General features: G+C 69.3%; 23 protein-coding genes. 7 read left to right on the forward strand and 16 right to left on the reverse strand.

The annotated features are described in order from the left end of the window. Nucleotides 1-36: 36 nt before the first annotated feature. Nucleotides 37-2,037 (reverse strand): DUF4012 domain-containing protein, encoded by a 2,001-nt coding sequence (locus tag AC3ENO_RS11685; protein WP_434970785.1) that lies wholly within the window; start codon nucleotides 2,035-2,037, stop codon nucleotides 37-39. 158 nt (nucleotides 2,038-2,195) lie between these two features. Here AC3ENO_RS11685 and AC3ENO_RS11690 point away from each other — a divergent pair, with 158 nt between their 5' ends. After that, the gene (locus AC3ENO_RS11690; protein ID WP_434970786.1) at nucleotides 2,196-3,500 is read left to right on the forward strand and encodes a type II toxin-antitoxin system HipA family toxin; all 1,305 of its coding nucleotides are present in this window, start codon (nucleotides 2,196-2,198) and stop codon (nucleotides 3,498-3,500) included. A gap of 77 nt (nucleotides 3,501-3,577) precedes the next feature. Here the strand turns inward: AC3ENO_RS11690 and AC3ENO_RS11695 are convergent, their stop codons facing one another. Further along, nucleotides 3,578-4,171, reverse strand: coding sequence for a hypothetical protein (locus tag AC3ENO_RS11695; RefSeq protein WP_434970787.1), 594 nt, complete (start codon nucleotides 4,169-4,171; stop codon nucleotides 3,578-3,580). Between the two features lie 85 nt (nucleotides 4,172-4,256). Here AC3ENO_RS11695 and AC3ENO_RS11700 point away from each other — a divergent pair, with 85 nt between their 5' ends. Next, nucleotides 4,257-5,135 carry a universal stress protein gene (locus AC3ENO_RS11700; RefSeq protein ID WP_434970788.1) on the forward strand — a complete coding sequence of 293 codons (879 nt, stop codon included), beginning with the start codon at nucleotides 4,257-4,259 and terminating at the stop codon, nucleotides 5,133-5,135. 257 nt (nucleotides 5,136-5,392) lie between these two features. On the opposite strand, the gene AC3ENO_RS11705 is transcribed toward AC3ENO_RS11700, so the two are convergent. From AC3ENO_RS11705 to AC3ENO_RS11715, 3 genes are all read right to left on the reverse strand, one after another. After that, nucleotides 5,393-6,451: a hypothetical protein gene (locus tag AC3ENO_RS11705; RefSeq protein ID WP_434970789.1), complete on the reverse strand. Its 1,059-nt coding sequence runs from the start codon at nucleotides 6,449-6,451 to the stop codon at nucleotides 5,393-5,395. Nucleotides 6,452-6,638: 187 nt separating this feature from the next. Next, complete coding sequence (locus AC3ENO_RS11710; protein WP_434970790.1) at nucleotides 6,639-7,574, reverse strand: CPBP family intramembrane glutamic endopeptidase; 936 nt, start codon at nucleotides 7,572-7,574, stop codon at nucleotides 6,639-6,641. A 119-nt stretch (nucleotides 7,575-7,693) separates the two neighbouring features. Beyond that, a complete protein-coding gene (locus AC3ENO_RS11715) occupies nucleotides 7,694-8,668 on the reverse strand; it encodes a hypothetical protein (RefSeq protein ID WP_434970791.1) in 975 nt (324 codons plus the stop codon). A 135-nt stretch (nucleotides 8,669-8,803) separates the two neighbouring features. On the opposite strand from AC3ENO_RS11715, the gene AC3ENO_RS11720 reads away from it, so the two are divergent. Both AC3ENO_RS11720 and AC3ENO_RS11725 read left to right on the forward strand, forming a co-directional pair. Further along, nucleotides 8,804-8,926: a hypothetical protein gene (locus AC3ENO_RS11720; protein ID WP_434970792.1), complete on the forward strand. Its 123-nt coding sequence runs from the start codon at nucleotides 8,804-8,806 to the stop codon at nucleotides 8,924-8,926. Next, nucleotides 8,923-9,117 (forward strand): glycine zipper domain-containing protein, encoded by a 195-nt coding sequence (locus AC3ENO_RS11725; protein ID WP_434970793.1) that lies wholly within the window; start codon nucleotides 8,923-8,925, stop codon nucleotides 9,115-9,117. The genes AC3ENO_RS11720 and AC3ENO_RS11725 overlap by 4 nt, the downstream gene beginning before the upstream one ends. A 14-nt stretch (nucleotides 9,118-9,131) precedes the next feature. On the opposite strand, the gene AC3ENO_RS11730 is transcribed toward AC3ENO_RS11725, so the two are convergent. From AC3ENO_RS11730 to AC3ENO_RS11740, 3 genes are all read right to left on the reverse strand, one after another. After that, nucleotides 9,132-10,541, reverse strand: a complete 1,410-nt coding sequence (locus AC3ENO_RS11730; protein WP_434970794.1) for a sugar transferase — start codon at nucleotides 10,539-10,541, stop codon at nucleotides 9,132-9,134. 73 nt (nucleotides 10,542-10,614) lie between these two features. Then, entirely contained in the window at nucleotides 10,615-11,304 is a 690-nt protein-coding gene (locus AC3ENO_RS11735) for a DUF2510 domain-containing protein (RefSeq protein ID WP_434970795.1), read from the reverse strand. Nucleotides 11,305-11,439: 135 nt separating this feature from the next. After that, nucleotides 11,440-12,225 carry an NRDE family protein gene (locus AC3ENO_RS11740; RefSeq protein ID WP_434970796.1) on the reverse strand — a complete coding sequence of 262 codons (786 nt, stop codon included), beginning with the start codon at nucleotides 12,223-12,225 and terminating at the stop codon, nucleotides 11,440-11,442. A gap of 53 nt (nucleotides 12,226-12,278) precedes the next feature. On the opposite strand from AC3ENO_RS11740, the gene coaBC reads away from it, so the two are divergent. Then, a complete protein-coding gene (coaBC, locus tag AC3ENO_RS11745; RefSeq protein WP_434970797.1) occupies nucleotides 12,279-13,520 on the forward strand; it encodes a bifunctional phosphopantothenoylcysteine decarboxylase/phosphopantothenate--cysteine ligase CoaBC in 1,242 nt (413 codons plus the stop codon). 44 nt (nucleotides 13,521-13,564) lie between these two features. Here the strand turns inward: coaBC and AC3ENO_RS11750 are convergent, their stop codons facing one another. Together AC3ENO_RS11750 and AC3ENO_RS11755 are read right to left on the reverse strand one after the other, a co-directional pair. Beyond that, nucleotides 13,565-13,858 (reverse strand): hypothetical protein, encoded by a 294-nt coding sequence (locus tag AC3ENO_RS11750; RefSeq protein WP_434970798.1) that lies wholly within the window; start codon nucleotides 13,856-13,858, stop codon nucleotides 13,565-13,567. A gap of 101 nt (nucleotides 13,859-13,959) precedes the next feature. After that, nucleotides 13,960-15,399: an HNH endonuclease signature motif containing protein gene (locus AC3ENO_RS11755; RefSeq protein ID WP_434970799.1), complete on the reverse strand. Its 1,440-nt coding sequence runs from the start codon at nucleotides 15,397-15,399 to the stop codon at nucleotides 13,960-13,962. A gap of 238 nt (nucleotides 15,400-15,637) precedes the next feature. Here AC3ENO_RS11755 and AC3ENO_RS11760 point away from each other — a divergent pair, with 238 nt between their 5' ends. After that, nucleotides 15,638-16,210, forward strand: coding sequence for a DUF4287 domain-containing protein (locus AC3ENO_RS11760; protein ID WP_434970800.1), 573 nt, complete (start codon nucleotides 15,638-15,640; stop codon nucleotides 16,208-16,210). On the opposite strand, the gene AC3ENO_RS11765 is transcribed toward AC3ENO_RS11760, so the two are convergent. Beyond that, entirely contained in the window at nucleotides 16,195-17,034 is an 840-nt protein-coding gene (locus tag AC3ENO_RS11765; protein WP_434970801.1) for a helix-turn-helix domain-containing protein, read from the reverse strand. The genes AC3ENO_RS11760 and AC3ENO_RS11765 overlap by 16 nt on opposite strands. 31 nt (nucleotides 17,035-17,065) lie before the next feature. Here AC3ENO_RS11765 and AC3ENO_RS11770 point away from each other — a divergent pair, with 31 nt between their 5' ends. Then, nucleotides 17,066-17,218 (forward strand): hypothetical protein, encoded by a 153-nt coding sequence (locus AC3ENO_RS11770; RefSeq protein ID WP_434970802.1) that lies wholly within the window; start codon nucleotides 17,066-17,068, stop codon nucleotides 17,216-17,218. A gap of 42 nt (nucleotides 17,219-17,260) precedes the next feature. Here the strand turns inward: AC3ENO_RS11770 and AC3ENO_RS11775 are convergent, their stop codons facing one another. From AC3ENO_RS11775 to AC3ENO_RS11795, 5 genes are all read right to left on the reverse strand, one after another. Then, the gene (locus tag AC3ENO_RS11775; RefSeq protein ID WP_434970803.1) at nucleotides 17,261-17,647 is read right to left on the reverse strand and encodes a type II toxin-antitoxin system VapC family toxin; all 387 of its coding nucleotides are present in this window, start codon (nucleotides 17,645-17,647) and stop codon (nucleotides 17,261-17,263) included. Further along, entirely contained in the window at nucleotides 17,644-17,910 is a 267-nt protein-coding gene (locus tag AC3ENO_RS11780) for a type II toxin-antitoxin system Phd/YefM family antitoxin (RefSeq protein WP_434970804.1), read from the reverse strand. Before AC3ENO_RS11780 ends, AC3ENO_RS11775 begins: the two co-directional genes overlap by 4 nt. A gap of 88 nt (nucleotides 17,911-17,998) precedes the next feature. Further along, nucleotides 17,999-18,268 carry a hypothetical protein gene (locus tag AC3ENO_RS11785; protein WP_434970805.1) on the reverse strand — a complete coding sequence of 90 codons (270 nt, stop codon included), beginning with the start codon at nucleotides 18,266-18,268 and terminating at the stop codon, nucleotides 17,999-18,001. A gap of 120 nt (nucleotides 18,269-18,388) precedes the next feature. Beyond that, a complete protein-coding gene (locus AC3ENO_RS11790) occupies nucleotides 18,389-19,771 on the reverse strand; it encodes a UDP-glucose dehydrogenase family protein (RefSeq protein ID WP_434970806.1) in 1,383 nt (460 codons plus the stop codon). Between the two features lie 43 nt (nucleotides 19,772-19,814). Continuing rightward, the coding region (locus tag AC3ENO_RS11795; protein WP_434970807.1) for a sugar transferase at nucleotides 19,815-20,743 on the reverse strand (929 nt) is incomplete at its 5' end.

Genomic DNA, 20,743 nt, shown 5'->3' on the forward strand with positions numbered 1-20,743 from the left:
GGGCCGGGCCCGAGTGTCGTGTGTGTTACGGAAGGGTTATCCCTCGTCGGTGGTCGTGATCGGGCACGCGCCTGCCTCGATCATTCCGGTGCCGCCGATCGTCGGGGTCACGAGCGCCTGCAGCGCGTCGGTCATCGGAGTGCGGACCTGGATCGTCGCGCTCGTGGTCTGGCCAGGCTCGAGGAAGCTCTCCCACACGAGGACGGGTCGTCCGTCGTGGGATCCCTGTCCGAAGCCGGGGGTCGATCCGACGCCGGACGAGGTGCTCGAGACGAGTTCTGACCCCTCGGGCAGGTAGAGGTAGGCCACCGTACGTGTGACGCCAGGTTCGACGCCGAAGCTGCCACCGCCGGTGATGTAGGGCGCGAGGCTGGTTGCGGCATCCGGCGGCGCGGTGCTCGTGAGCGAGACGGTGAGGGTCGCGAGCTGTTCACCGGTGTTCGAGGTGCACCAGCCCACCGTGGGAGCCGCCTGCATGTAGTAGTCCATCTTCGAGCCGGTGCCGTCGTTGAGGTACGCGCCGAACTGCGTGGTCGCGGCATCCGTCACCGGGAGGGTGCCCTGCAGGGTCGTGCCGTCGAGCATCGCCTGCTCGTCGGGGTTCGCGCTCCAGAAGAACAGGCGCCGCTCGGTGCCCGAACGCACGAGGGCGTCCACGAGCGCGGCCGGATCGGCGGCGCCGTCGGCGATGGTCTGGAACACGACGGCGGCGGTGGCGGCGAAGAAGGCGTCCTGCTCGCGGGGGTCGGGGTAGCGCGCGTACACCTCGTTCAGCAGCAGCGGCACGGCGTTCTCGCTCGTGAGCTGCTCGCCGGTCGGGAGCGTGATCGGACCGGTGGCTTCCAGGAGATACGACAGGCTGACGGGGTCGAGGCTCAGGACGCCGTCCACGCTCACGCCGGTCTCGCGCAGCCACATCTCCCGGGCCAGCGGCCCGTCGATCGTGTAGTCGGGGATCTGGGTGACGTTCTGGATGTAGACGCCGGGCTTGTCGACGAAGATCCCGAGGATCTCCTCCGAGAGGGGCAGGACGGGATCCGTGTAGCGCGTGAAGTCCGACGAGGATCCCTGGTCGACGAGGTCCATGCGGCCGGCATCCGTGCGGATCATCGCCATGGCACCGACGATCCCTCCCAGCGACCGCCATTCCGCGTTGTTCTGGAACATCACCAGATAGGTGCGCGGTCCGTCGGCGCCCAGTGCCAGGGGCAGCAACTGCGTCGTGCGGCGCAGGGCGTCGGCGGCGGTACGTCCCTCGGTGAGGAGCCCCCGGACCTCATCGACGGGGGCTGCCAGCACCGGGAGCAGCTCGGTCGTGTCGATCGCGTCGACGGATGCCGACGCCGCCGACAGGCTGTCGGACGCCGTGGTCGCGACGTCCCTGAGGCTCGCGATGGCGGCGACGTCGAAGGCGCCGCCCTCGGGGCGGAGGGTGTCGAGCGAGAAGCCGGAGGCGGCCTGGGCGAGCGGCTCGAGGGCGGTCGCGGCGACATCGTCGACGGCGGCGATGACGGTCGCGGTCGCCGCCAGTTGCGGTCCGATCCACGGAAGCCGTTCCGCGGCGTTCCAGATCGGGTCCGAGGTGAGGGCGCGGGCTGCCGAGGTCTCGGCAGCCAGGCCCGGGACGGCCTCGGCTGCGGCGGCGGGGTCGGTCAGGGAGCCGGCGAGGTTCGCGGCGGAGCGCTGCGCATCGGCGATGTGTCCGTAGGCGAGGGCTCCGCGGATGCCGATCCAGGCGGCGCCGGCGACGCCGAGGATCAGGATGACGCCGAGAACGGAGGCGAAGACGATGCCTGCGGTGCGTTCGCGGCGGTGGCGTCGGCGTGCGCGCGCCCTGCGGGACTTCTCGGCGTCCACCTCGCGCCGGGTCGCGGCGAGCTCGTCGTCGTGCCCCGCCGAGGCGTCGGCGGCGCGCGCAGTCCCGGCGGTGCCGGCGCGGTCAGTCCCGGCGGTGCCGGCGCGCTCAGTCCCGGCGGTGCCTTTGTCGTCGCGCCCTGCCGCGGCGGTGCCGCCGTCGAGCCCGGAGTCGTCGTGCATGCGTCGTGAGCCCTCCTGTCCTCAGGCAGCCTATTGGTCCGTTCCCGAGTGCACGATGAGAGGCCGCTCACGACGGTGTGCGAAGAGGCAACCCCCTCAGCCCGGACACGCAGGCCCAATAGGGTGGGGAGTCGGGCGACGAAGGGACCGGGGTTCCCATGGTGACGGCGAACGCGACGACCCAGCGGGTGTGGGTGGACGCGGCGGCGACCCCGGATTCGGCATCCGGGCCCATCGGATGGATGGATGTCGTGACGGTGACCGAGCGGGCCGTCGCGGTGACGTTCGAGTACGACGAGGCGTACCTGGCGCGCGCTGACGCGTTCGCGGTCTCGCCGGAGCTGCCGCTGGGGGCGGGGCCGCGGGTGCTCGGGTCGATGCCTGGCGCGTTCGTCGATGCGAGCGCTGACTCGTGGGCGCAGAAGCTGATCCGCCGGCGCTTGCGTGCCGACGGCATCACGATGCTCTCGGACGTCGATGCGCTGCTGGGGGTCTCGGATGACGCGCGGACGGGGGCGTTCCGGTTCCGCCAGCGCGCGAGTGCGGCCGATGACCTGGCCTACCTCGCGGACCCCGCCGACCGGGTGCCGGTCACCCTCGACCTGCGAGACCTGCGGGGTGCCGCCGATCGCGTGCGCGCCGGAGACGCGTCCAGCGACGACGCGATCGAGGACCTCCTGGATGCGGGCACGGCGGTGCTCGGCGGTGCCAGACCGAAGGCCCTCGTGCGGCGGAAGGGGCGGGCGCTGCTCGCGAAGTTCCCGGCGCCCGATGACGAGCACGACGCGATCCGCTGGGAGGCGGTGTCGCTGCACCTGGCCCGCGCCGCCGGCCTTGCCACCTCCCGCGTGCGGACGATCGAGATCGGAGAGCGCGCCGTGCTGCTGGTCGACCGATTCGACAGAGTCGGCCGGGCGGAGGCTTCGGACGGTGACCCGGCGGCCGGTGGCGCAGCTGAGAGGCGGATTCCGTACTGGTCGGCGCGCACCGCGACGGGAGACGGGCGGGACTACCTCGATGTCGCGCGGGTGATCCTCGGGGCGAGCGCGTCCCGCGACCTCGCGCGTGCGCAGCTGCGGGATCTGTGGCGTCGCGTCGCGTTCGCCGTTGCCGTGCACTGCACGGACGATCACCTCCGCAACCTGGGGTTCCTGCGGCGGGAGGGGGCGTGGCGGCTGTGTCCGGTCTTCGATATCGAACCGGACCCGGTGCAGGAGCGGCTGCGCTCGACCGCGATTCTCGGGGTCGTCGAACCGGATGCCGCGCCCTCAGCTCTGGTCGATCTCGCGGGAGAGCTCGGGATCAAGAAGTCGTCGTGGCGACGCTCGCTCGTGCAGGTGCTCGCCGCGGTCGAGACGTGGCCGGATGTCGCCAGGCGGGTTGGACTCGCGGAGGCGGAGTTCGCGGCAATGGATGCGGCGATCGGTCATCGGCGGGACGCGCTCGCGGCCCTGCTCTCCTGACGCCGAGGTTCGCGGCCCTGCTCGCCTGATGCCGAGCCGGGGCTCCGCGTGCCTGATCCCGAGGCTGACGGTGTCCGTCAGGCGACGGTCAGCGGCGCGATGATGGCGGCGACGAGCTCGCTGGGGTCGCGCACGAGGGTGAAGTCCGCGCTGTCGGTCACGACGCCGGGCGCCGCGTAGCCGAGCAGGAGGATCCCGGGCTGGCTCGTGCGGGCGCGGGCCACGAACGCCTCGATCGCAGCGAGGTCGCTGTCGGGGGCGATTCCGAACACGAGGGCCGTGTACCTGTCGGCGGACAGGTAGGCCAGCGCGGCATCCGCGTGCGTGGCCTTCACGACCCCGGTGCCGAGCTTGTGCAGGGCGATGGTCTCGGACATGCTCGTGTCGGGGTCGCCGTCGACCCAGAGGACGCGCCCGAGCCGGACCCGCTCGGGAAGCTTCGGGGCGATGCCACTGCCCTGACCCCGCGCCGCGTGCGCTTCGCGCAGCTGTGTCGCAATCGCCTCCCGCTCGTCGGGTGCGAGCGTGATCTCGATCGTGGCGAGTCGGCCCGCAGGCATCCGGACGGTGGCGTTGCGCCGGATCCACAGGATGACGCCGATGAGCGCCGTGAGAACGATCACCCCGAGGAAGCCGAGGACGAGTGTCACGAAGCCGGTGTCGATCTCCATGAGGTCAGTATGCCGGGTCGACGGGCGAGGATCCGGCCCAGCCGGGGGTATCGCGGGCGACGGATACCCGCAATAGGGTGAGGGCATGACCGACATGTCCGCGAACGCCGCGTCCGCCGCATCCGCCCCTCCCGCAACGATCGTCGTCGGGGCGACCAGCAAACCGGGGTCGCGCCGCGCGATCGAGTGGGCAGTCGCGCGCGCCGCGAGCACCGGCGCTCGTCTCGAACTGCTGTCGGTCGTCGGTGGCGCCGTCGGCGCTGTCGGGGAGCAGGAGGTCGTCCAGCGCGCCGTGGATGCCGAGGAGGCGTTCCTTCGCACGGAGGCCGAGGCGCTCACGGCCCGCGGGCTTGACGTCACCGTGCGGGTCACGCACGGGAACCCGACGAAAGAACTCGTCGAGGCGTCGATGGATGCCGGGCTCCTCGTGATCGGCAGCGACCACACTGGCGGCACCGACAAGCATCGGGGACCGCACGGCACGCGGATCGTCGCCGGCGCCCACTGCCCCGTGGTCGTCGTACCCGACATCGACACGACCGGTCGCGCCGGAGTCGTCGTCGGCGTCGACGGCTCGGAGGTCTCCCACGCCGCGCTCGCGTTCGCCGCGGCGGAGGCGTCACGGTTCGGGGAGCCGCTGACCGTGGTGTCGACGTGGATGCCGGTCGTCTACACCGGCGACATCGCGCCGTACCCCGACATGTACCTCACGGATCTGCAGGGGACGACCGAGGCGTTCGCGCAGTCCATGGCCGATGAGGCGCGCAAGAGCCACCCGCACCTTGACGTGACGGTGCACGTGGACGAGGGGGATCCGGCCGCCGTGATCACGGAAGTGGCGGCATCCGCCCGCCTGGCCGTCGTGGGAACGCACGGGCGCACGGGGCTCGCCCGGTTCCTGCTCGGATCGGTCAGCACGCAGGTGCTCGAACACCTGACGACCGTCACCGCTGCGGTCCGCTGACGCCCCCACCAGAGCGCTGCGGACACGACAATGCCCCCGGCTCGATCTGGGGGGGGGCGTCGAGCCGGGGGCAGCACGCGAAGCGCGTACCTTCGCAGTGGAGGAGTGACCCGAAACACTCTCCGTGCGGTCTTGCCATGATGAGGATCGCACGGTTCGTCATTCCGTGTGGGGGGATTGTCAGCGGCCTGCCGCGGGTGCGATAATCCGGCGGCCGCGGCTCAACGCTCTGCGGCCCAGCGGCACGGTTCTGGGGGTCAGCGGCCGAGGATCCGACCGACGACGCTCGGGAGTTCGCCCGGGGTGGTGACCACTTGGTCGTGCGGAAGCTCGGGGGCGTCGGGACCGGTCACCACGGCGCCCGGGTCGTACGCGATCGTCGGGACGCCGGGGTAGTGGCGGCGCACGGTGCGGATGAAGTCGGCGGTCGACATCGTGTCGCCCTCGCGCACGCAGTCCGTGATGACCAGAAGGTACTTCTCGGCGGCGAGGTAGGCGAGGGCAGCCTCCCAGTGGTTCGCGACCGTCACGGTCAGGCCCATGCGGTGCAGGGCGACGACATCCGGGACGTGGCTGTCGGGGTCGTCATCGACCCAGAGCACGCGGCCGAGCCGGAACACCGTGGTCTGCGGCGCCCGGGGTGTGGCGCTGTAGGGCGGAGTGACCCCGGGTTTCTGGGTGGGCGCGGCGGCGGGTGGTACGGATGGCGGCGCGGCGTGTGCGGGCGCGGCCGGTGGCTGTGCCGCTGTCGGGGCTGCTGTGGGGGCCGCGGGTGCAGCCGCTGCCGGGGCCGCTGCCGGGGCCGGTGGGGCCTGGGCCGGCGTGGGGGTGGTGTACGCCGTGGTCTGTGTGGGTCCGAACGCGGCAGCGGCGACAGTGACGGGCTGCGCGGACGGCATCGGGGCGAACACGTACTCGGTCGTTCCGTCGATACCCGGAGTGGCTGCAGCGACGGGCGGCTGTGTCAGCGGGGCCTGGGTCGCCGGGCCCTGGGTCAGCGGAGTCTGGGGTGCCGGGACCGGTGACGGGGGTGTCTGCACCTGCGGCGGGTAGGCGGGCGGCTGCGCGACGGGGTACGGGTAGGGCATCGGCGCGCCGCCCGTCGTGCGGACCGCTCCGGTCACGGTGCGGACGGTGCCGGTCGTGACGGCGGGCGTGCTCATGTCGGGGTAGCGGGGGCCGCGCTGGGCGGGCTCGTGACGGTTGGCGGCAGCCTCTGCCTTGTTGCTCTCCCACATCGCCCAGCCCACGATGAGGCCAAGGACGGCGACGACGCCGAAGCCGACCATGAGGGTGATGAGTGAATTACTGTCCATGTACGCACCTGGTGCTGGGTCAGGGGTGAGCCATGTTGCGCGCTCTCGGGTTGACGACTATTCTCTGCGATCCGCTCGGTGCGGCAAGAGAAATCTGTGCGAACTCTCATCCAGCACATGAGAGATACGCGGCTATTGCGTCAGATCCGGACGATTTCGGACCCGAAAGCTACGACGGATGCCGTAGTCAGCGTGCTGCGGTGGCGCGATTGTGACGACCGCGCGCCCAGAAGGCAGCCGTGACCGCCGTCATGACGGCGAGCATCAGGACGGTGATCAGACTCGCCTCCAGACCGAACAGTCCGCCCGAGACGAGGGGGTTCGCATCCGTCGTCTCGACGACCGCGTAGAGCGAGTTCTGTGCCGGGATTCCCGAGACCGGGACGCCGAAGAGGCTGTTCTGCGCCCAGTTCCAGGTGGCGTGGAACGCGATGACGCCCCAGAGGCCGCCTTCGCTGAGCGCCCAGAACCCGAGCAGGAGGGAGACGAGCACGAGGGAGAGGACCGACATGATGTTCAGGCCGGTGTTGAGGGAGTGCGCGAGCGTGAAGAAGACGGTCTGGGCGATCATCGCGGCGAGCAGGCCGGCGCGCGGCATCCAGGACTGGATGAGGTAGCCGCGGGACATGAGTTCTTCGGCGCCGCCTTGGATCGTGAAGCCGATCAGCGCGACGACGACCCAGCCGATTGCCGGCCAGTAGGCGTAGCCGCCGTCCTGGGTCTGCAGGAATTCCATGTTGCCGGTGAGGACGGCGATGCCGACGGCGAGGGTCATGGCCCCGAGGGCGATTGCGCAGCCGCGCGCGATCTGCAGGGGGGCACGCGAGGGCGTGCGGAATCCGATGCTCGCGAAGGGACGCTGCTCTTTCAGGCGCAGCCACAGCCACAGCAGAAACCAGAGGGGCAGGAACGCGACGGTCGTCACGAGTGTGAGGCCGAGAGCGGTGACCCCGGGAATGAGGGCGAGCAGGATGCTGGTCGCCATCACCGACGCGAACAACACGACGACGACGATCGAGCCGATGAGGGGGCCGGTGGGACGCGCCGCCTCGCGCATGGCGTACGCGAAGCGGTCGCGACGCGCGTCGGGAGCGAGGGTGGCGCGGTAGGAATCGTCAGACACGGGGGCCTCCAGGGGTCGGCGATCCCGGCCGACCTTACTGAACTCGTGCGTGTGCGCGCCACCCCCTGGCGCGGGCGGCGGTCTGCGCGGGCGGCGGCGGTCTGCGTGCGGACCGTGGCCTACGGAGCGCGACCGTGCCCGGACTGCTGCGCTCCCCAGACCGTGCCGAGGGCGAACTGGCTGCTGACGCCGAAGTGGCGCATGGCGTGATCGACTCGGCGGCGTGCGGTGCGGGGGCTCAGCCCCAGTGTGTGGGCGGCTGCCTCGACGGTCATTCCGCGGCTCATGAGCGCGAGCATCGGCGCCCACGGCTCCTCGTCTTCGTCGACCGCGGTCGCCTCGCTCCAGAGCCGTTCGAACACCCACGAGGCGAGGGTGACGATCTCCTCGGCGCGGCTGGCGATCACGCGCGTCGGATGGGGGTCGCCCCAGGTCGAGGGGAGGGTCACGGTGTCGTCGTCGATGATCCAGAAGAAGCTCGGCGGTGACGGGTGTGTACGGATCCACGTTCCGGCGGCGAGTTCGTTGTCGATGTGCCACCGGTTGATGGGGTCGAGGGCGTCCTCGTCCGAGAGGATGACACGGATGCGGCTCTCGCCGCCGAGCGGCCGTGCGGCCCAGAGCGTCTCGGCGTACTCGAGGCCCGCTTCGCGCAGGATCTGGGTCGAGGGGATGCACAGCTGTGCCGACCGCGGTGCGCTCCGTGAGGACTGGGTGCGCCACATGTCGGCGAGCGCCCACGTGCCCTGCACAGTGGTCGAACTCGACGTGCCGTCGTCGGCTTCGCCGACGCTCCACGCCTGCAGGAGTTCGGGGATGCTGCGAGCGAGCGCCTGGGCGGTGGTGGCGGCATCCGTGAGCTCGCGGATGCCCTCGTCGATGATCTGCTGGATGGCGGCCGCGACAGTGAAGTCGGGCCGTCGGTGGGCGATCGTGTCACCGGTGACCTTGAGCAGGCCCCGGCGTTCGAGCACGGCGAGGTGTTCGCGCAGCTCGTCCTCGTCGAGTTGGAGCCTGTTCGCGAGGGTCGCTGGTCCGGCGGCGGGGTCGCGCAGGGCTGCCGCCAGCACGACGAGCGCGCGTCGGTCGCTCATCGGTCGCTCATCCGGTCTCGCACAGGGTCGCTCGGGAGGCTGTTTGTGGCCATTGGCACTAATGTGCCACATCCGGTCGGTAACGTCGGCCAGGCGCACGCTGCCGCGTGGCATGTCCAGCGTCGAGGAGGAACCATGAGTGAGCAGCCGACCGAGAAGAAGAAGTGGACGCCGGGGCGGATCGTGTTGACCGGCGTCGGCCTGGTCGCCGTGGGTGTCGCCGCGTACTGGGTGACCTACGTGCTGCTGCTGCGATGAGCGGCGGGTCGTCGAAGAAGACGGGCGTTGCCACGAGCATGGGCATCGCCCTCGGGGTCGGCATCGGCGCCGTCCTCGGGGTGATCACGCAGAACATCGGTCTGTGGCTGCCGGTCGGTCTGGGTATCGGGATCGCGATCGGCGTGAGTCTGGATGCCCGCGCGTCGCGCTCTCGTCGCGACGACTCCTGACGCGGTCGCTGCGCTCAGCGTCCCGCGCGACCGAGCAGGGCGGCCTTGGCGGACTTGACCACGATCGCGACGTCGCCGGCGAGACTCCAGTTCTCGACGTAGGAGAGGTCGAGGCGGACGGCATCCTCCCACGAGAGGCTCGACCGACCGCTGACCTGCCACAGGCCCGTGATGCCGGGCTTGACGAGGAAGCGCCGGCGAACGGCATCCGTGTAGGTCTCGACTTCCCTCGGCAGCGGGGGTCGGGGCCCGACGAGAGACATGGATCCGCCGATGACGTTGAACAGCTGCGCCATGTCGTCGAGGGCGTGGCGCTGCATCCATCGCCCGAGGGGGGTCGGGGTCGATGCGGCGTCGGCTCCGTCTGTGCTCTGCCGGGTCGTCCGGAACAGCAGCATCGTGAAGGGTCGGCCGTGGTGGCCGATACGGACCTCGCGGGAGCAGACCGGGCCGGGGGACGAGAGCTTCACCGCGAGGGCGAGGATGCCCAGAAGCGGGCTCATGATCACGACGGCGAGCAGTGACAGGAGCAGGTCTGCAATGCGCTTGCCGAAGCGTTGCCCCGGTGAGAAGCGCGGTGTCTCGACGTGGACCAGCGGCAGGCCCGAGACCGGGCGGGTGTGGATGCGCGGTCCCGCGACGTCGGCGATGCCCGGCGCGAGGAGGAGGTGCTGGCGGCCGGCTTCGAGGCTCCACGAGATCTGCTTGACCTTCTCGGGCGGGAGCGCGTCGCTGCTGGTGACCAGGACGGTGTCGGCGCCGGTGTCGGTGAGCACGCGCGTGAGGTCGTCGAAGGTGCCGAGGACCGGGATGTCGGCATCCGCCGCGCGCAGCTCGTCGGGGGCGTGCAGGTCATCGGGTGGGAGGCAGGCTCCCACGACGAGGTAGCCGGCGTCGCGACGCTGCTGGAGCTCGCGGCCGACCTGCGCGACCGAGGCGAGCGAGCCGATGAGGATGACCCCGGAGGCGCACTTCCCGACGCGGCGTTTGGCGGCCAGCCATTGTCGCCACAGCCATCGGACAAGCAGCAGCAGCAGGATGCCGACCGGAAGGCTGATGAGCAGGTAGCCGCGGGCGATGTCGATGCGGAACAGGAACGCGACGATCGCGATGACGCCGAACAGCACGAGGGAGGCGTCGATGACGCGGATGTACTCGGTCATGCCGACACCGACGACGCCGGGCGTGCGGGTGTCGGCCAGGCTCAGGGCAAGCAGCCACAGGCCGACCAGGATGGCGGAGGCGAACCAGTACGACACGGCCGTGAAGCGGAGGTCGCGCAGCAGGGAGAGTTGTGCGTTGCCGGTGCCGAACCACACGATCTGGGTACCGTAAACGACCCACACCAAGACGACGGCGTCGCTGATCAGCAGTCGTGTGCGGTAACTCTCATGCCACGGTCGTGGCTCACCCGCGGAGCGCACCCACTCAGCCTTGCACACCCCCGTTGTTCACCGGCGCGATACGGGGCGTTTGCCGAATGCCGCGCCGGCCGGGTCAGCCGGAGTAGCCGCCGTGGCGGGCGAGGGTGCTGAGGAACTGCAGCGTGATGATCGTGATCTGGGCCGAGAGGATCACGCCGACGATGAGTCCGACCGCCTGCACGGCGATGAGCGCCCACAGGGGACCCCATCCGGTGCCGGTGCGACGGATGGCGACGACCGTGCGGCCGATCGGGTAGACGATCGAGAGGAACATCCACGGCCAGGGGAAGGGTCGGTCGATGCCGCGGTGGCCCAGCTCGCGGTGATCCAGGTAGGCGAACCACACGCTGAGACCGTAGATCACCCAGCCCAGGAGCATGAGTCCCCACCACCAGGGTGAGGAGAAGATGTCGAACGGCTGCATGAAGAGGCGGATGTCGGACGGGGTGCCCGGCTGCGAGTAGGACTGTGCGATCCAGCCGCCGAAGTTCAGGACGGACCGCCAGGGCACGAGAAGGACCGACAGCGACGACACGACGGGCAGCAGGACGATCAGCCAGATCCACACGGTGTTCGTGTCGACCCCCGGGGAGGTGCGCGGTTCCGGGCGGGCTGGTGCTGTCTGCTGTGGCGCGGCGGCGGGTGGGGCTGCCGCGGGGGCGGAGGTGTGGGTCGTCCAGGCGGTGCCGTCCCAGAATCGGAGGACTCCGGGGACGGTGGGGTCGGGGTACCAGCCGGCGGGCGGTTGTTGCGGCATCGACATGGGTGTCCTCCCGTTCGCGCGTTCCGTGCCCACTCTAGGCCGGGGTCGGATGCCGCGGCAGGGGGCTAGCCCCCACGCCCGGCGCTCGTGCGGACGTCGCGTCCTGCGCGGGGGGGATCTTGCGCAGGTGGGGGTCTAGTGCAGGTGGAGGTCGCCCCACTCACCGGGCGCGGGCAGATCGGCGTAGCGGACCTCGATGTCGTCCGGGCCGATGGTCGCTGCGCACACGAGGAGGGAGAGGGTGGGATAGCCGAGCGGCCGGTTGTCGCGGATGATCGCGCGGTCGTCGACGGGACCGAGGTCGGCGCTGCGGGCGAGCACACGCAGCCACGGGGCGAACCAGTCCGCGGCGGTATCTCCCTTGGGTGCGCCAGATCCCTGGGCTGCGCCGGGCCCCTCGGGTGCGTCGGATGCGGTGGGTGCGGCATCCGGGATCGCGGTGCGGAAGTGCTCGAGCCAGTGGGAGATGCGGGCGGTGGCGGGGTCGTCGACGTCGTCGTGGGCGATCATGTGGATGCCGGGGTCGATCTCGGTCTCGCGGCGGTGCTCACCGTCCCACGAGATGACGCGGGCCCGGCCGGGTTCGGCGACGAGTAGGTTGAATCCGCGCATCCGCGGGCGGTCGCCGGGAAGGATGCCGCGGACGGCGTCGAGGGGGAGCGTGCCGCGGGACACGACGGCCTCGTCGGGGAGCTCGTCGCCGCCGGCGCGGTTGAGGAGCACGGCGACGCGGCGGGTGTCGGCATCCGCGGCGAGCCAGGCGCCGCCCGCGCGGGCATCCTGCACGCCGAGGATCGACGGATGCGGGGGCCACCAATGTCCGAGCGGGTTCCAGGGGCGGTTCGGGTCTTCGTCGCGGATCGCGAGCAGGCGCACCGGGTCAGCCGGGTCGGTGGGGACGTCGATGATGACGGTGCACATGGGGGTTCCGGAATCGGGGTGGTGTCGCGGGGATGGCGTGGGAGACTGGGCGCGTGTTCGTTGTCGTCGGTGTCACGGGCGGGATTGCCGCCTATAAGACCGTACATCTGGTGCGGCGCCTGATCGGCGAGGGCCATGAGGTGCACGTCGTGCCGACCGCTGACGCGCTGCGGTTCGTCGGGCAGCCGACGTGGGAGGCGATCAGCCGGAACCCGGTGACGACCTCGGTGCACGAGGATGTCGCGACGGTGCGGCACGTGTCGCTCGGTCAGCGGGCGGATCTGGTGATCGTGGCCCCCGCCACCGCGAACACGCTCGCGAAGATGGCCGCGGGGCTCGCCGACGATCTGCTGGGCACGAGCCTGCTGGCGACGACAGCGCCGGTAGTGGTGGCGCCGGCGATGCACACGGAGATGTGGCGGCATCCGGCGACGCAGGCGAACATGCGGGTGCTGCGCGGGCGCGGGGTGCACGTGGTGGGGCCGGCGGACGGTCCGTTGACGGGTGGCGATTCGGGCCCCGGGCGGATGAGTGAGCCGGACGAGATCGCGGATGCCGCGCTCGCGGTGCTGGAGGCGGCGCATTCGAGCGGGGGCGCGGGCGCGGGGCGTGCGGGGTCGGCGGATCTTGCCGGCCTGCGGGTGGTCGTGTCGGCGGGTGGTACGCGGGAGCCGCTCGACCCGGTGCGGTTTCTCGGGAACAGGTCGAGCGGCCGGCAGGGTGTTGCGCTCGCGGTGGCCGCGGCCGAGCGCGGCGCGGAGGTGACGCTCGTTGCCGCGCACGTCGAGGGTGAGGTGCTGGCGGCGGCGCAGGGGCTCGTGGAGGTCATCTCGGTGGGGACTGCGCTGGAGATGCGGGATGCCGTGACGGATGCGGCATCCGGTGCCGATGTCGTGGTGATGGCGGCGGCGGTTGCCGACTATCGGCCGGCGGAGACGGCGGAGTCGAAGCTCACGAAAGAGGTCGAGGGTTCGCGTCTGACGCTGGAGCTCGTCGAGAACCCGGACATCGTGGCGGGGCTTGCTGCCGGCCGGACTGCGGGTCAGACGATCGTGGCGTTCGCGGCGGAGACGTCGACGGGTGAGGAGCTGCTCGCGCGGGCGCGGCGCAAGCGGGAACGCAAGGACGTCGATCTGCTCGTCGTGAACGAGGTCGGGTGGACGCGCGGGTTTGAGTCGGCCGACAACGAGGTCACCGTGATCGATCGGTCGGGTGAGGTGGCGGTGCAGGCGTCGGGGTCGAAGCGTGAGGTCGCGGATGCTGTGTGGGATGCGGTGGTGGCTGCTCGGCGGTAGCTGACCCAGTGGTCGCTGGGTGGTGGCGAGGGGACGGCTTGGTGCTATTCGCCCGAGGGCTCGCCCCAGACGCGGCGGTTGAGTGCCGCGATGTCCTTGTCGAGGTGGTCGACGCGGGTTCCGATCGCGTCGAACCGGGCGTTCATTTCTGCGCGGAGTCCGCTGATCGATGCATCCATCTCGCCGCGCAGTCCGTCGAAGCGGCCATTCATCTCGCCGCGCAGTCCATTGATCGATGCGGTCATGGTGCGGGTGAGCAGAGTCGTCATGATGGTCATTCCGCCGAGCATGAGCGTGGCAAAGAGCCCGATGAGCACCCAGCTCTGTGGTGCGGTCACGGCGGTCAGCTTCCCAGTGTGAGAACGGTGCGACGGCAGCGCCCGCGCGTCGGGAAGGTGCGCCGGTTAGGCAGCGTGGGTGCCGCACGGCAGCCGGAGTGTTAGAACGGTGCGTCGGTGGGTGCGGGATCCGGGGGTGGGGGCCCGCCCGGGGTGTAGGGGTCGGGTGCGAAGTGCACGCCGGGGGTGGGTGGGTGGTCGGTGTAGGTGGTTCCGATGGGTGAGGTCCATTCGAGGATGCCGCCGTCGAGTTGTCTGACTTTCCAGCCGGCGAATTGTTTCATCGAGTGGTGTCGTTGGCAGAGGTGGGCGAGGTTGCTGATGTCGGTCTTGCCGCCGAGTGCGTAGTCGATGGTGTGGTCGACTTCGCAGCGGATGGCGGGGAGGCGGCATCCGGGGAATCGGCAGTGTCGGTCGCGTGCCCGCAGGTGCCGGTCGATGGCGGCGGTGCGCTGGTAGCCGTCGGTGTGGAGGACGACGCCGGTGACGGGGTGGGCGACGAGGCGCTCCCACCAGGTGTCGCACGCCTCGGCGATGGCGCGGGCGGTTTCGGCGTCGATGGGGGAGTAGCCGACGATGTCGGCGGGTTCTGCGTGGCCGTTCTCGTCGCCCTCGGGCCTCAGGAGGCTGAGGGCGGGGACGACGACTTGGATCTTCGCGCGGATCGCGCCGAGTGTGCCGGGTCCGTCGCCGGTGGCGGTGGGGTCGGCGAAGGGGGATCCGGTGAGGAGGATGTCGGCGGCGATGTCGGCGCGGATCTGAGCGCGGGTGCGGGTGTCGGTCGCGAGCACGTGAGCGGGGATGCGCGCATTGTCGTCTGGGACGGTGGACGCGCCCGCCGCGCCGACGGCCGCCTCGCCCGCGCCGATGGCAGTCTTGGCGGCGTTGCGGGCGTCGATGATGACGGTGGCCATCTGGTTCATGCGGTCGTCGATGCCGGCGATCACGGGGGTGGGTCCGACCAGGAGAAGCGAGGACATCCCGTCGGGCAGACCACGGACCGTGATGTCGCGGCGTTCGCGGGCGGAGGCGTGGCGTTCGGTGAAGCTGCGGGGGTGCATCCGTTGGGCGAGGATCTCGAGTTCAGCTTTCACCCGGCCGACGGTGTCGCGGCGGCACCGCTCGAGCGCTTCGGCTTCGAAGGCGGGCACGGCGTCGTCCGGGAGGTCGGCTGCGGCATCCTGGATCGCGTAGACGTGCTGGCGGGTGATCTCACCCAGTTCGCGGGCTTCGAGCGTGCCGGGGTAGCGTTCGGCGAGTCGTGTCGCTTCACCGATCTGGCGTTGCATCGATCTGTCGGACACACGCGCCGGAGCCCCGATCGTGGCGGCGATGCTGCGCAGTGCCATGTCGTGCTCACGCACCCGGGACGGCTTGCCCGCCGCAAGTTCGCGGGCCAGTTCGCCCGCCCTAGCCAGAGCGCGAACGCGGGATGCTTCGGCGGCGGCGAGCGCGGCATCCGCCTGCTGAACGGCAGCGACGATCGAGGTCAGCTCGGCGGTCTGCGCCTCGCTGAACTCGATGACCCCGTTCGAATGCATGTACTAATCATGACACTGGCCTCCGACATTGAACCGCCGAGGTCCACAGATGGGAAAAACTCGCCCAGAGTCGATGAAAACGGGATGATCGAGCCGCGTGGGGGGCGGAGATGCATGCGTATATATGTACCAATAACTGGTGCTCGCGGCACAACATGAGCGCCAGAGGGGTGGGTGGTCGCGAGGCAGATCAAGAATGTTCAAGACCGGCATCGGCCGACCCTCGTACGGTGTGCTCATGAGCCAGAATGCCTCGCCCACCTCCCAGATTCCAGCCCAGACGCAGACGATGATCGACAATCTGCCGGCGAAGACCGGTAGGTCGCTGGATGAGTGGTTCCAGGTATTGGATGCTGCCGCCACGCCGTCGCACGGCGCTGCGATGGCATACCTGAAGTCGGAGCACGGGATGACGCACGGCTTCGCCAATCTGGTGGTCAGTCTGTTTCGCGCTCGCGGGCAGGAAGCTCCGAGTGACGAGGATCTCGTCGTGGTGCAGTACTCAGGCAAGAAGGCCGCGCTGCGCCCTGTTCTCGACCGAATCGTGGCGATTGTGCAGGAGTTAGGGCCGGATGTCGAGATTGCGCCGAAGAAGACGGGGGTGTCGCTGCGACGCAGCAAGCAGTTTGCTCTCGTGGAGGTGCCGAGTGCTGCCCGGGTCACGCTTGGACTCAACCTTCGGGGGGTGCCGGGCGGCGACCGATTGCGGGAGGTCACGGGTATGTGCACGCACCGAGTGGATCTCGCCTCGGTCGATGATGTCGATGCGGACGTTGAGGGGTGGTTGCGCGAGGCCTATGAGCGTGCTTGAGCCGGGCGGGGTATGTGTTCGAGGGGAACGAAGTGGGCGGCCTGCGGTCCGTACTCGGATGCGAGTCGGTGGTATTCGGTGGGCGTCCATCCACTGAAGCGGCGGAACGCGCGAATGACGTGGGGTTGGTCGGCGTAGCCTGATTCGGCTGCGAGGCTTGCCCAGTCGGGGGTTGCTCCGGCATCCTGCACCGAGTCCACGAAGCGGTGGAATCGCAGCACCTGGGCGTGCTGTTTCGGAGTGGTGCCCGTAACCGTTCGGAAGCGTGCGATGAGGGTGCGGTTCGAGACGCCGAGCGTGTCGGCGATCGTTCCGATCGGGGTGGCTGGGTTGCGTGCGAGTTCGTTGAGTGCGCCGAGGACGAGCTGATCGGGGTCGCCTACGCGGGTGTGTCGGACGTAACTCGCAAGAGTGTCGAGCGCTGCCGCGGGCGTGACGTCGGGGGCGAGGTTGCTGATGAGGTCGGCGATGCCGGGAAGGATCCCGACGGCATCCTGGACGTGCCCGGCGCTGAGCGCCGCAGCGGCGGGCGCGAGGGCGTGGAGTCCGGCGGGAGTGAGTTCGACGCCGACGTGGCGGATCTCGGGTGGTGACTCGATCACGAGGTACTCGGACTGCAGGCCCGAGACGAAGGCATGGGATACGGGTGTTGGGTGGCTTGCCCTGGACCAGATGGCGTAGGGAGTCGACAGATTGACGATGACGTGCACATACGGCAGCGGCAGGATCTTCTCGAAACGCTGATTTCTCGGCATTTCGAGAAACCAGAAGCGTGAGACGACGCCTTCCAGTCCGGGCGGTGTGTGTCGCTCCTCGAAGTGCACGGAGGCACACTATCGCGGACGGAGGGAACGGATGCCTACTCCCCGGACGGTTCGCCCTGACCCGGCGGCTCAGCGCGGCGACGTCTCTGTCGAGGTGGTCGATGCGGGATCCCATCGCGTCGAAACGAGCGTTCATCTCGCCGCGAAGGCTCTCGATCTTCGTGTCGAGGCCAGAGATGCGTGACAAGTGTCTCTCAGCACGCGGCCCCCGGGGAGAAGGTTGCCTCTAGGCCGGCGCCAGCACCCGCAGCCCCGCCCGTTTGGCCGCCGCCGAGAGCTCATTATCGTAGGTGAGCACCTCGTCGGCGCCCACGCGCAGAGCGGTTGCGAGGTGAATCGCGTCGATCGACCGCAACGGTGCATGCGTGCCCGCCGCGAGAAGGTCGCCTCGCGTGATGTCGATCAAGGTCACCGCGTCGAGCACTGTGGTGATGGCGTCGATCTCGATCAGAGCGGGGTTTCGTCCGGCAGCGCAGTGCAGCTCGGTGTGCAGGAGCCACGAAGCGACCAGGTCGCGCGTCGTTGTGGTGAGTTGCTGCACGAGCACGTCGGATTCTGCCTCGTCGATCAGCAGCTTCATCGCGGCTGAGGTATCGAGGTAGGTAACGGTCACCAGCGGCCTCGGATATCGCTGATGATCTCGTGCGTGTCGCGCGTGGATGCAGTTCGCCGGATGCGTGAGAGTGTCGATAGGGGAGCTTTGGCGCCCCGCGCCCCGCCCTGATCGACGAGAGCATCGAGGCTTCGTGGTGCGAGGGGTGAGACGAGCGCAACGGGCTTGCCCCGATTGGTGATCTGCACCGACTCGCCGGCTTCGACGCGGCGGAGGATTTCGCCGCTGCGGTTGCGGAGCTCTCGGTGGCTCACGGTGTCCATATCGAGCAGTGTAGCGCGGTGTAGCACATTGGCGCGAAGAGATCGACGCGGTGATGCGTCGACCCAGCGACGATCGAAGGCTGCGGGGCTACTCGCCGGAGGGTTCGCCCCAGACCCGGTTGCTCAGCGCTGCGACGTCGCGGTCGAGGTGGTCGATGCGGGTTCCCATCGCGTCGAAGCGCGCGTTCATTTCGCCGCGCAGGCTCTCGATCTTGGTGTCAAGGCCGTCGATGCGCCCTTCCACGCCGGAGATGCTCGCGGTGACCGCGCGCATGATGAGGTTCGTCGACAGTGTGAGTCCGCCGAGCATGATGGTCGCGAAGATGCCGATGAGCACCCAGCTCTGCGGTTCGGTCACGACGGTCACCCTCTCAATGTGCGGCACCGCGATTCCGGATGCCACCATCCCGCCCTACGCGCTGGAGCGGCAACCGCGCGCCACAGACGTCCCTCCGCGAGGCGCCTGGGAGGAATCGCGTTACGGGCGCCCCATGCCGTAGTAGGTCCAGCCGGCGGCGCGCCAGGCGGCGGCATCGAGGCAGTTGCGTCCGTCGACGATGACGCGCCCGTCGGTCAGGGTCGAGACGTGCTCGGGAGACATCTGCCGGCGGTACTCGTCCCACTCGGTGACGACAACCACGGCGTCAGCGGCGCGCAGGGCTTCGTCGCGGTCTTCGACGTAGTTGAGCTGCGGATGCTTCGCCTGAGCGTTCGCGATCGCCTCGGGGTCTGTGACCGTGACCCAGGCGCCCAGGCCGTGCAGGCGCACGGCGACGTCGAGAGCGGGGGAGTCACGGATGTCGTCACTGTGCGGCTTGAAAGCGGCACCGAGCACGGTGACGTTCTTCTTGAACACCGATCCGCCCAGGCCGTCGACCACGAGCTGCACGGCCCGGTCGCGGCGGCGCATATTGATCTCGTCCATCTGCCGCAGGAACCCGACGGACTCGCCGCGGCCGAGCTCTTCGGCGCGGGCGGCGAAGGCACGGATGTCTTTGGGGAGGCATCCGCCACCGAATCCGATGCCGGCGCCGAGGAATTTGCGTCCGATGCGCGCGTCGTGTCCGATGGCGTCGGCGAGCTGCGTGACGTCGGCGCCGACGACCTCGGCGATCTCTGCCATCGCGTTGATGAACGAGATCTTGGTCGCGAGGAACGCATTCGCCGAGACCTTTACCAGTTCGGCGGTGGCGAGGTCGGTGACGATGAAGGGTGTGCCCTTCGCGACCGGCGGCGCGTATACCTCTTTCATCACGGCGACGACGTCGACCTCTTCTCCGGTCGTCGAGTGACCGTCGCCTCCCTCGGTCGTTGAGCCGGCGTCGCCTCCCTCGGTCGTTGAGCGAGCGAAGCGAGACGAAACGCCCAACACCAGCCGGTCGGGGTCGATGGTGTCTTGCACGGCCCAGCCCTCGCGGAGGAACTCGGGGTTCCACACGAGGGTCGCGCCCGTGGCCTCGACCCGCGGCGTCAGCTCAGCTGCCGTGCCGACGGGAACCGTCGACTTGCCCGCAACGATGTCGCCCTCGGAAAGGTAGGGCAGGAGTCCGTCGATGGCGGCGTTCACGTAGGTGAGGTCGGCGCCATAGCCGTCTTTCTGCTGCGGTGTGCCGACGCCGATGAAGTGGACCTTGGCGCCCTTCGCCTCGGCCATGTCGGTCGTGAACCGCAACCGCCCCGACGCGACGCCCTCGGAGAGGATCTCGGGCAGCCCGGGCTCGAAGAACGGCGCCTCACCCTTCGAGAGTGCATCGATCTTGCGCTGGTCGACGTCGATCCCGACGACCTCGTGTCCGATCGAGGCCATGGCTGCCGCGTGCACGGCTCCGAGGTATCCGCATCCAATGACAGAGAGTTTCACGCGCATAGCCTAGGGGGCTCACGCGAAGCATCGGTGTCGCGCTTCAGTGCGCGGTCTCGCCAGGTATGATCACGGCGCGAACTGTCTTGAGCAGGATCGCGATGTCGCCAGCGAGACTCCAGTTCTCGACGTAGTACAGATCGAGCCTAACAGCGGCTTCCCAATCGAGTGCCGACCGGCCGCTTACCTGCCACAGTCCGGTGATTCCCGGTCTGGTGAGAAGTCGCCGCTTCGCAGCTTCGGAATACAGAGCTACCTCGGCTGCTATCTGCGGTCGGGGCCCGACAAGGCTCATGGACCCACCGATCACGTTGAAGATCTGTGGAAGCTCGTCGAGTGAGTACTTGCGGAGGAAGCGACCAACCGGAGTAATGCGGGGGTCATCCTTGACTTTGAACAGGGGCTTCTCGCTGGTGCCCTGTGCCTCGAGTAGAGCCTTCAGCTCCTTGTCGGCGCCGACGCGCATCGACCGGAACTTCAACATTCGGAACGGTTTGCCATTAAGCCCGATCCTCTCCGACTTATAGAGAATCGGGCCTACGCTCGTCCAGCTGACTGCTAACGCAACGATCAGCAGGATTGGTGAGATCAGAATCGCGATAGCCGTTGCGGCCACAAGATCGAACGAGCGCTTCAGGAGGCGCTGTCCAAGGCTGAAGCGGGGCGTTTCAACATGGATGAGAGGCAGGCCTGAAACGGGGCGGATGTGGATTCGCGGGCCGGCGATATCCACGATGCTGGGCGCGAGTACCAAGTGCTGCTTGCCCGCCTCAAGGCTCCACGAGATCTGCTTGACCTTGTCGGGAGGAAGGTCGTCGGCGCTCGTCACCGCAATGGTATCTGCTTGCGTTGCTGCGATCGCTCGTTCCACGGAATCGACGTTCCCCATCACCGGTACTCCCGTACTTGGGATCGTATCGGCGACTCGGCCGGAGGGCACGCACGCGCCAACGACGTGATAGCCAGCCCGCG

The organism is Microbacterium sp. bgisy207 (genome assembly GCF_057706855.1).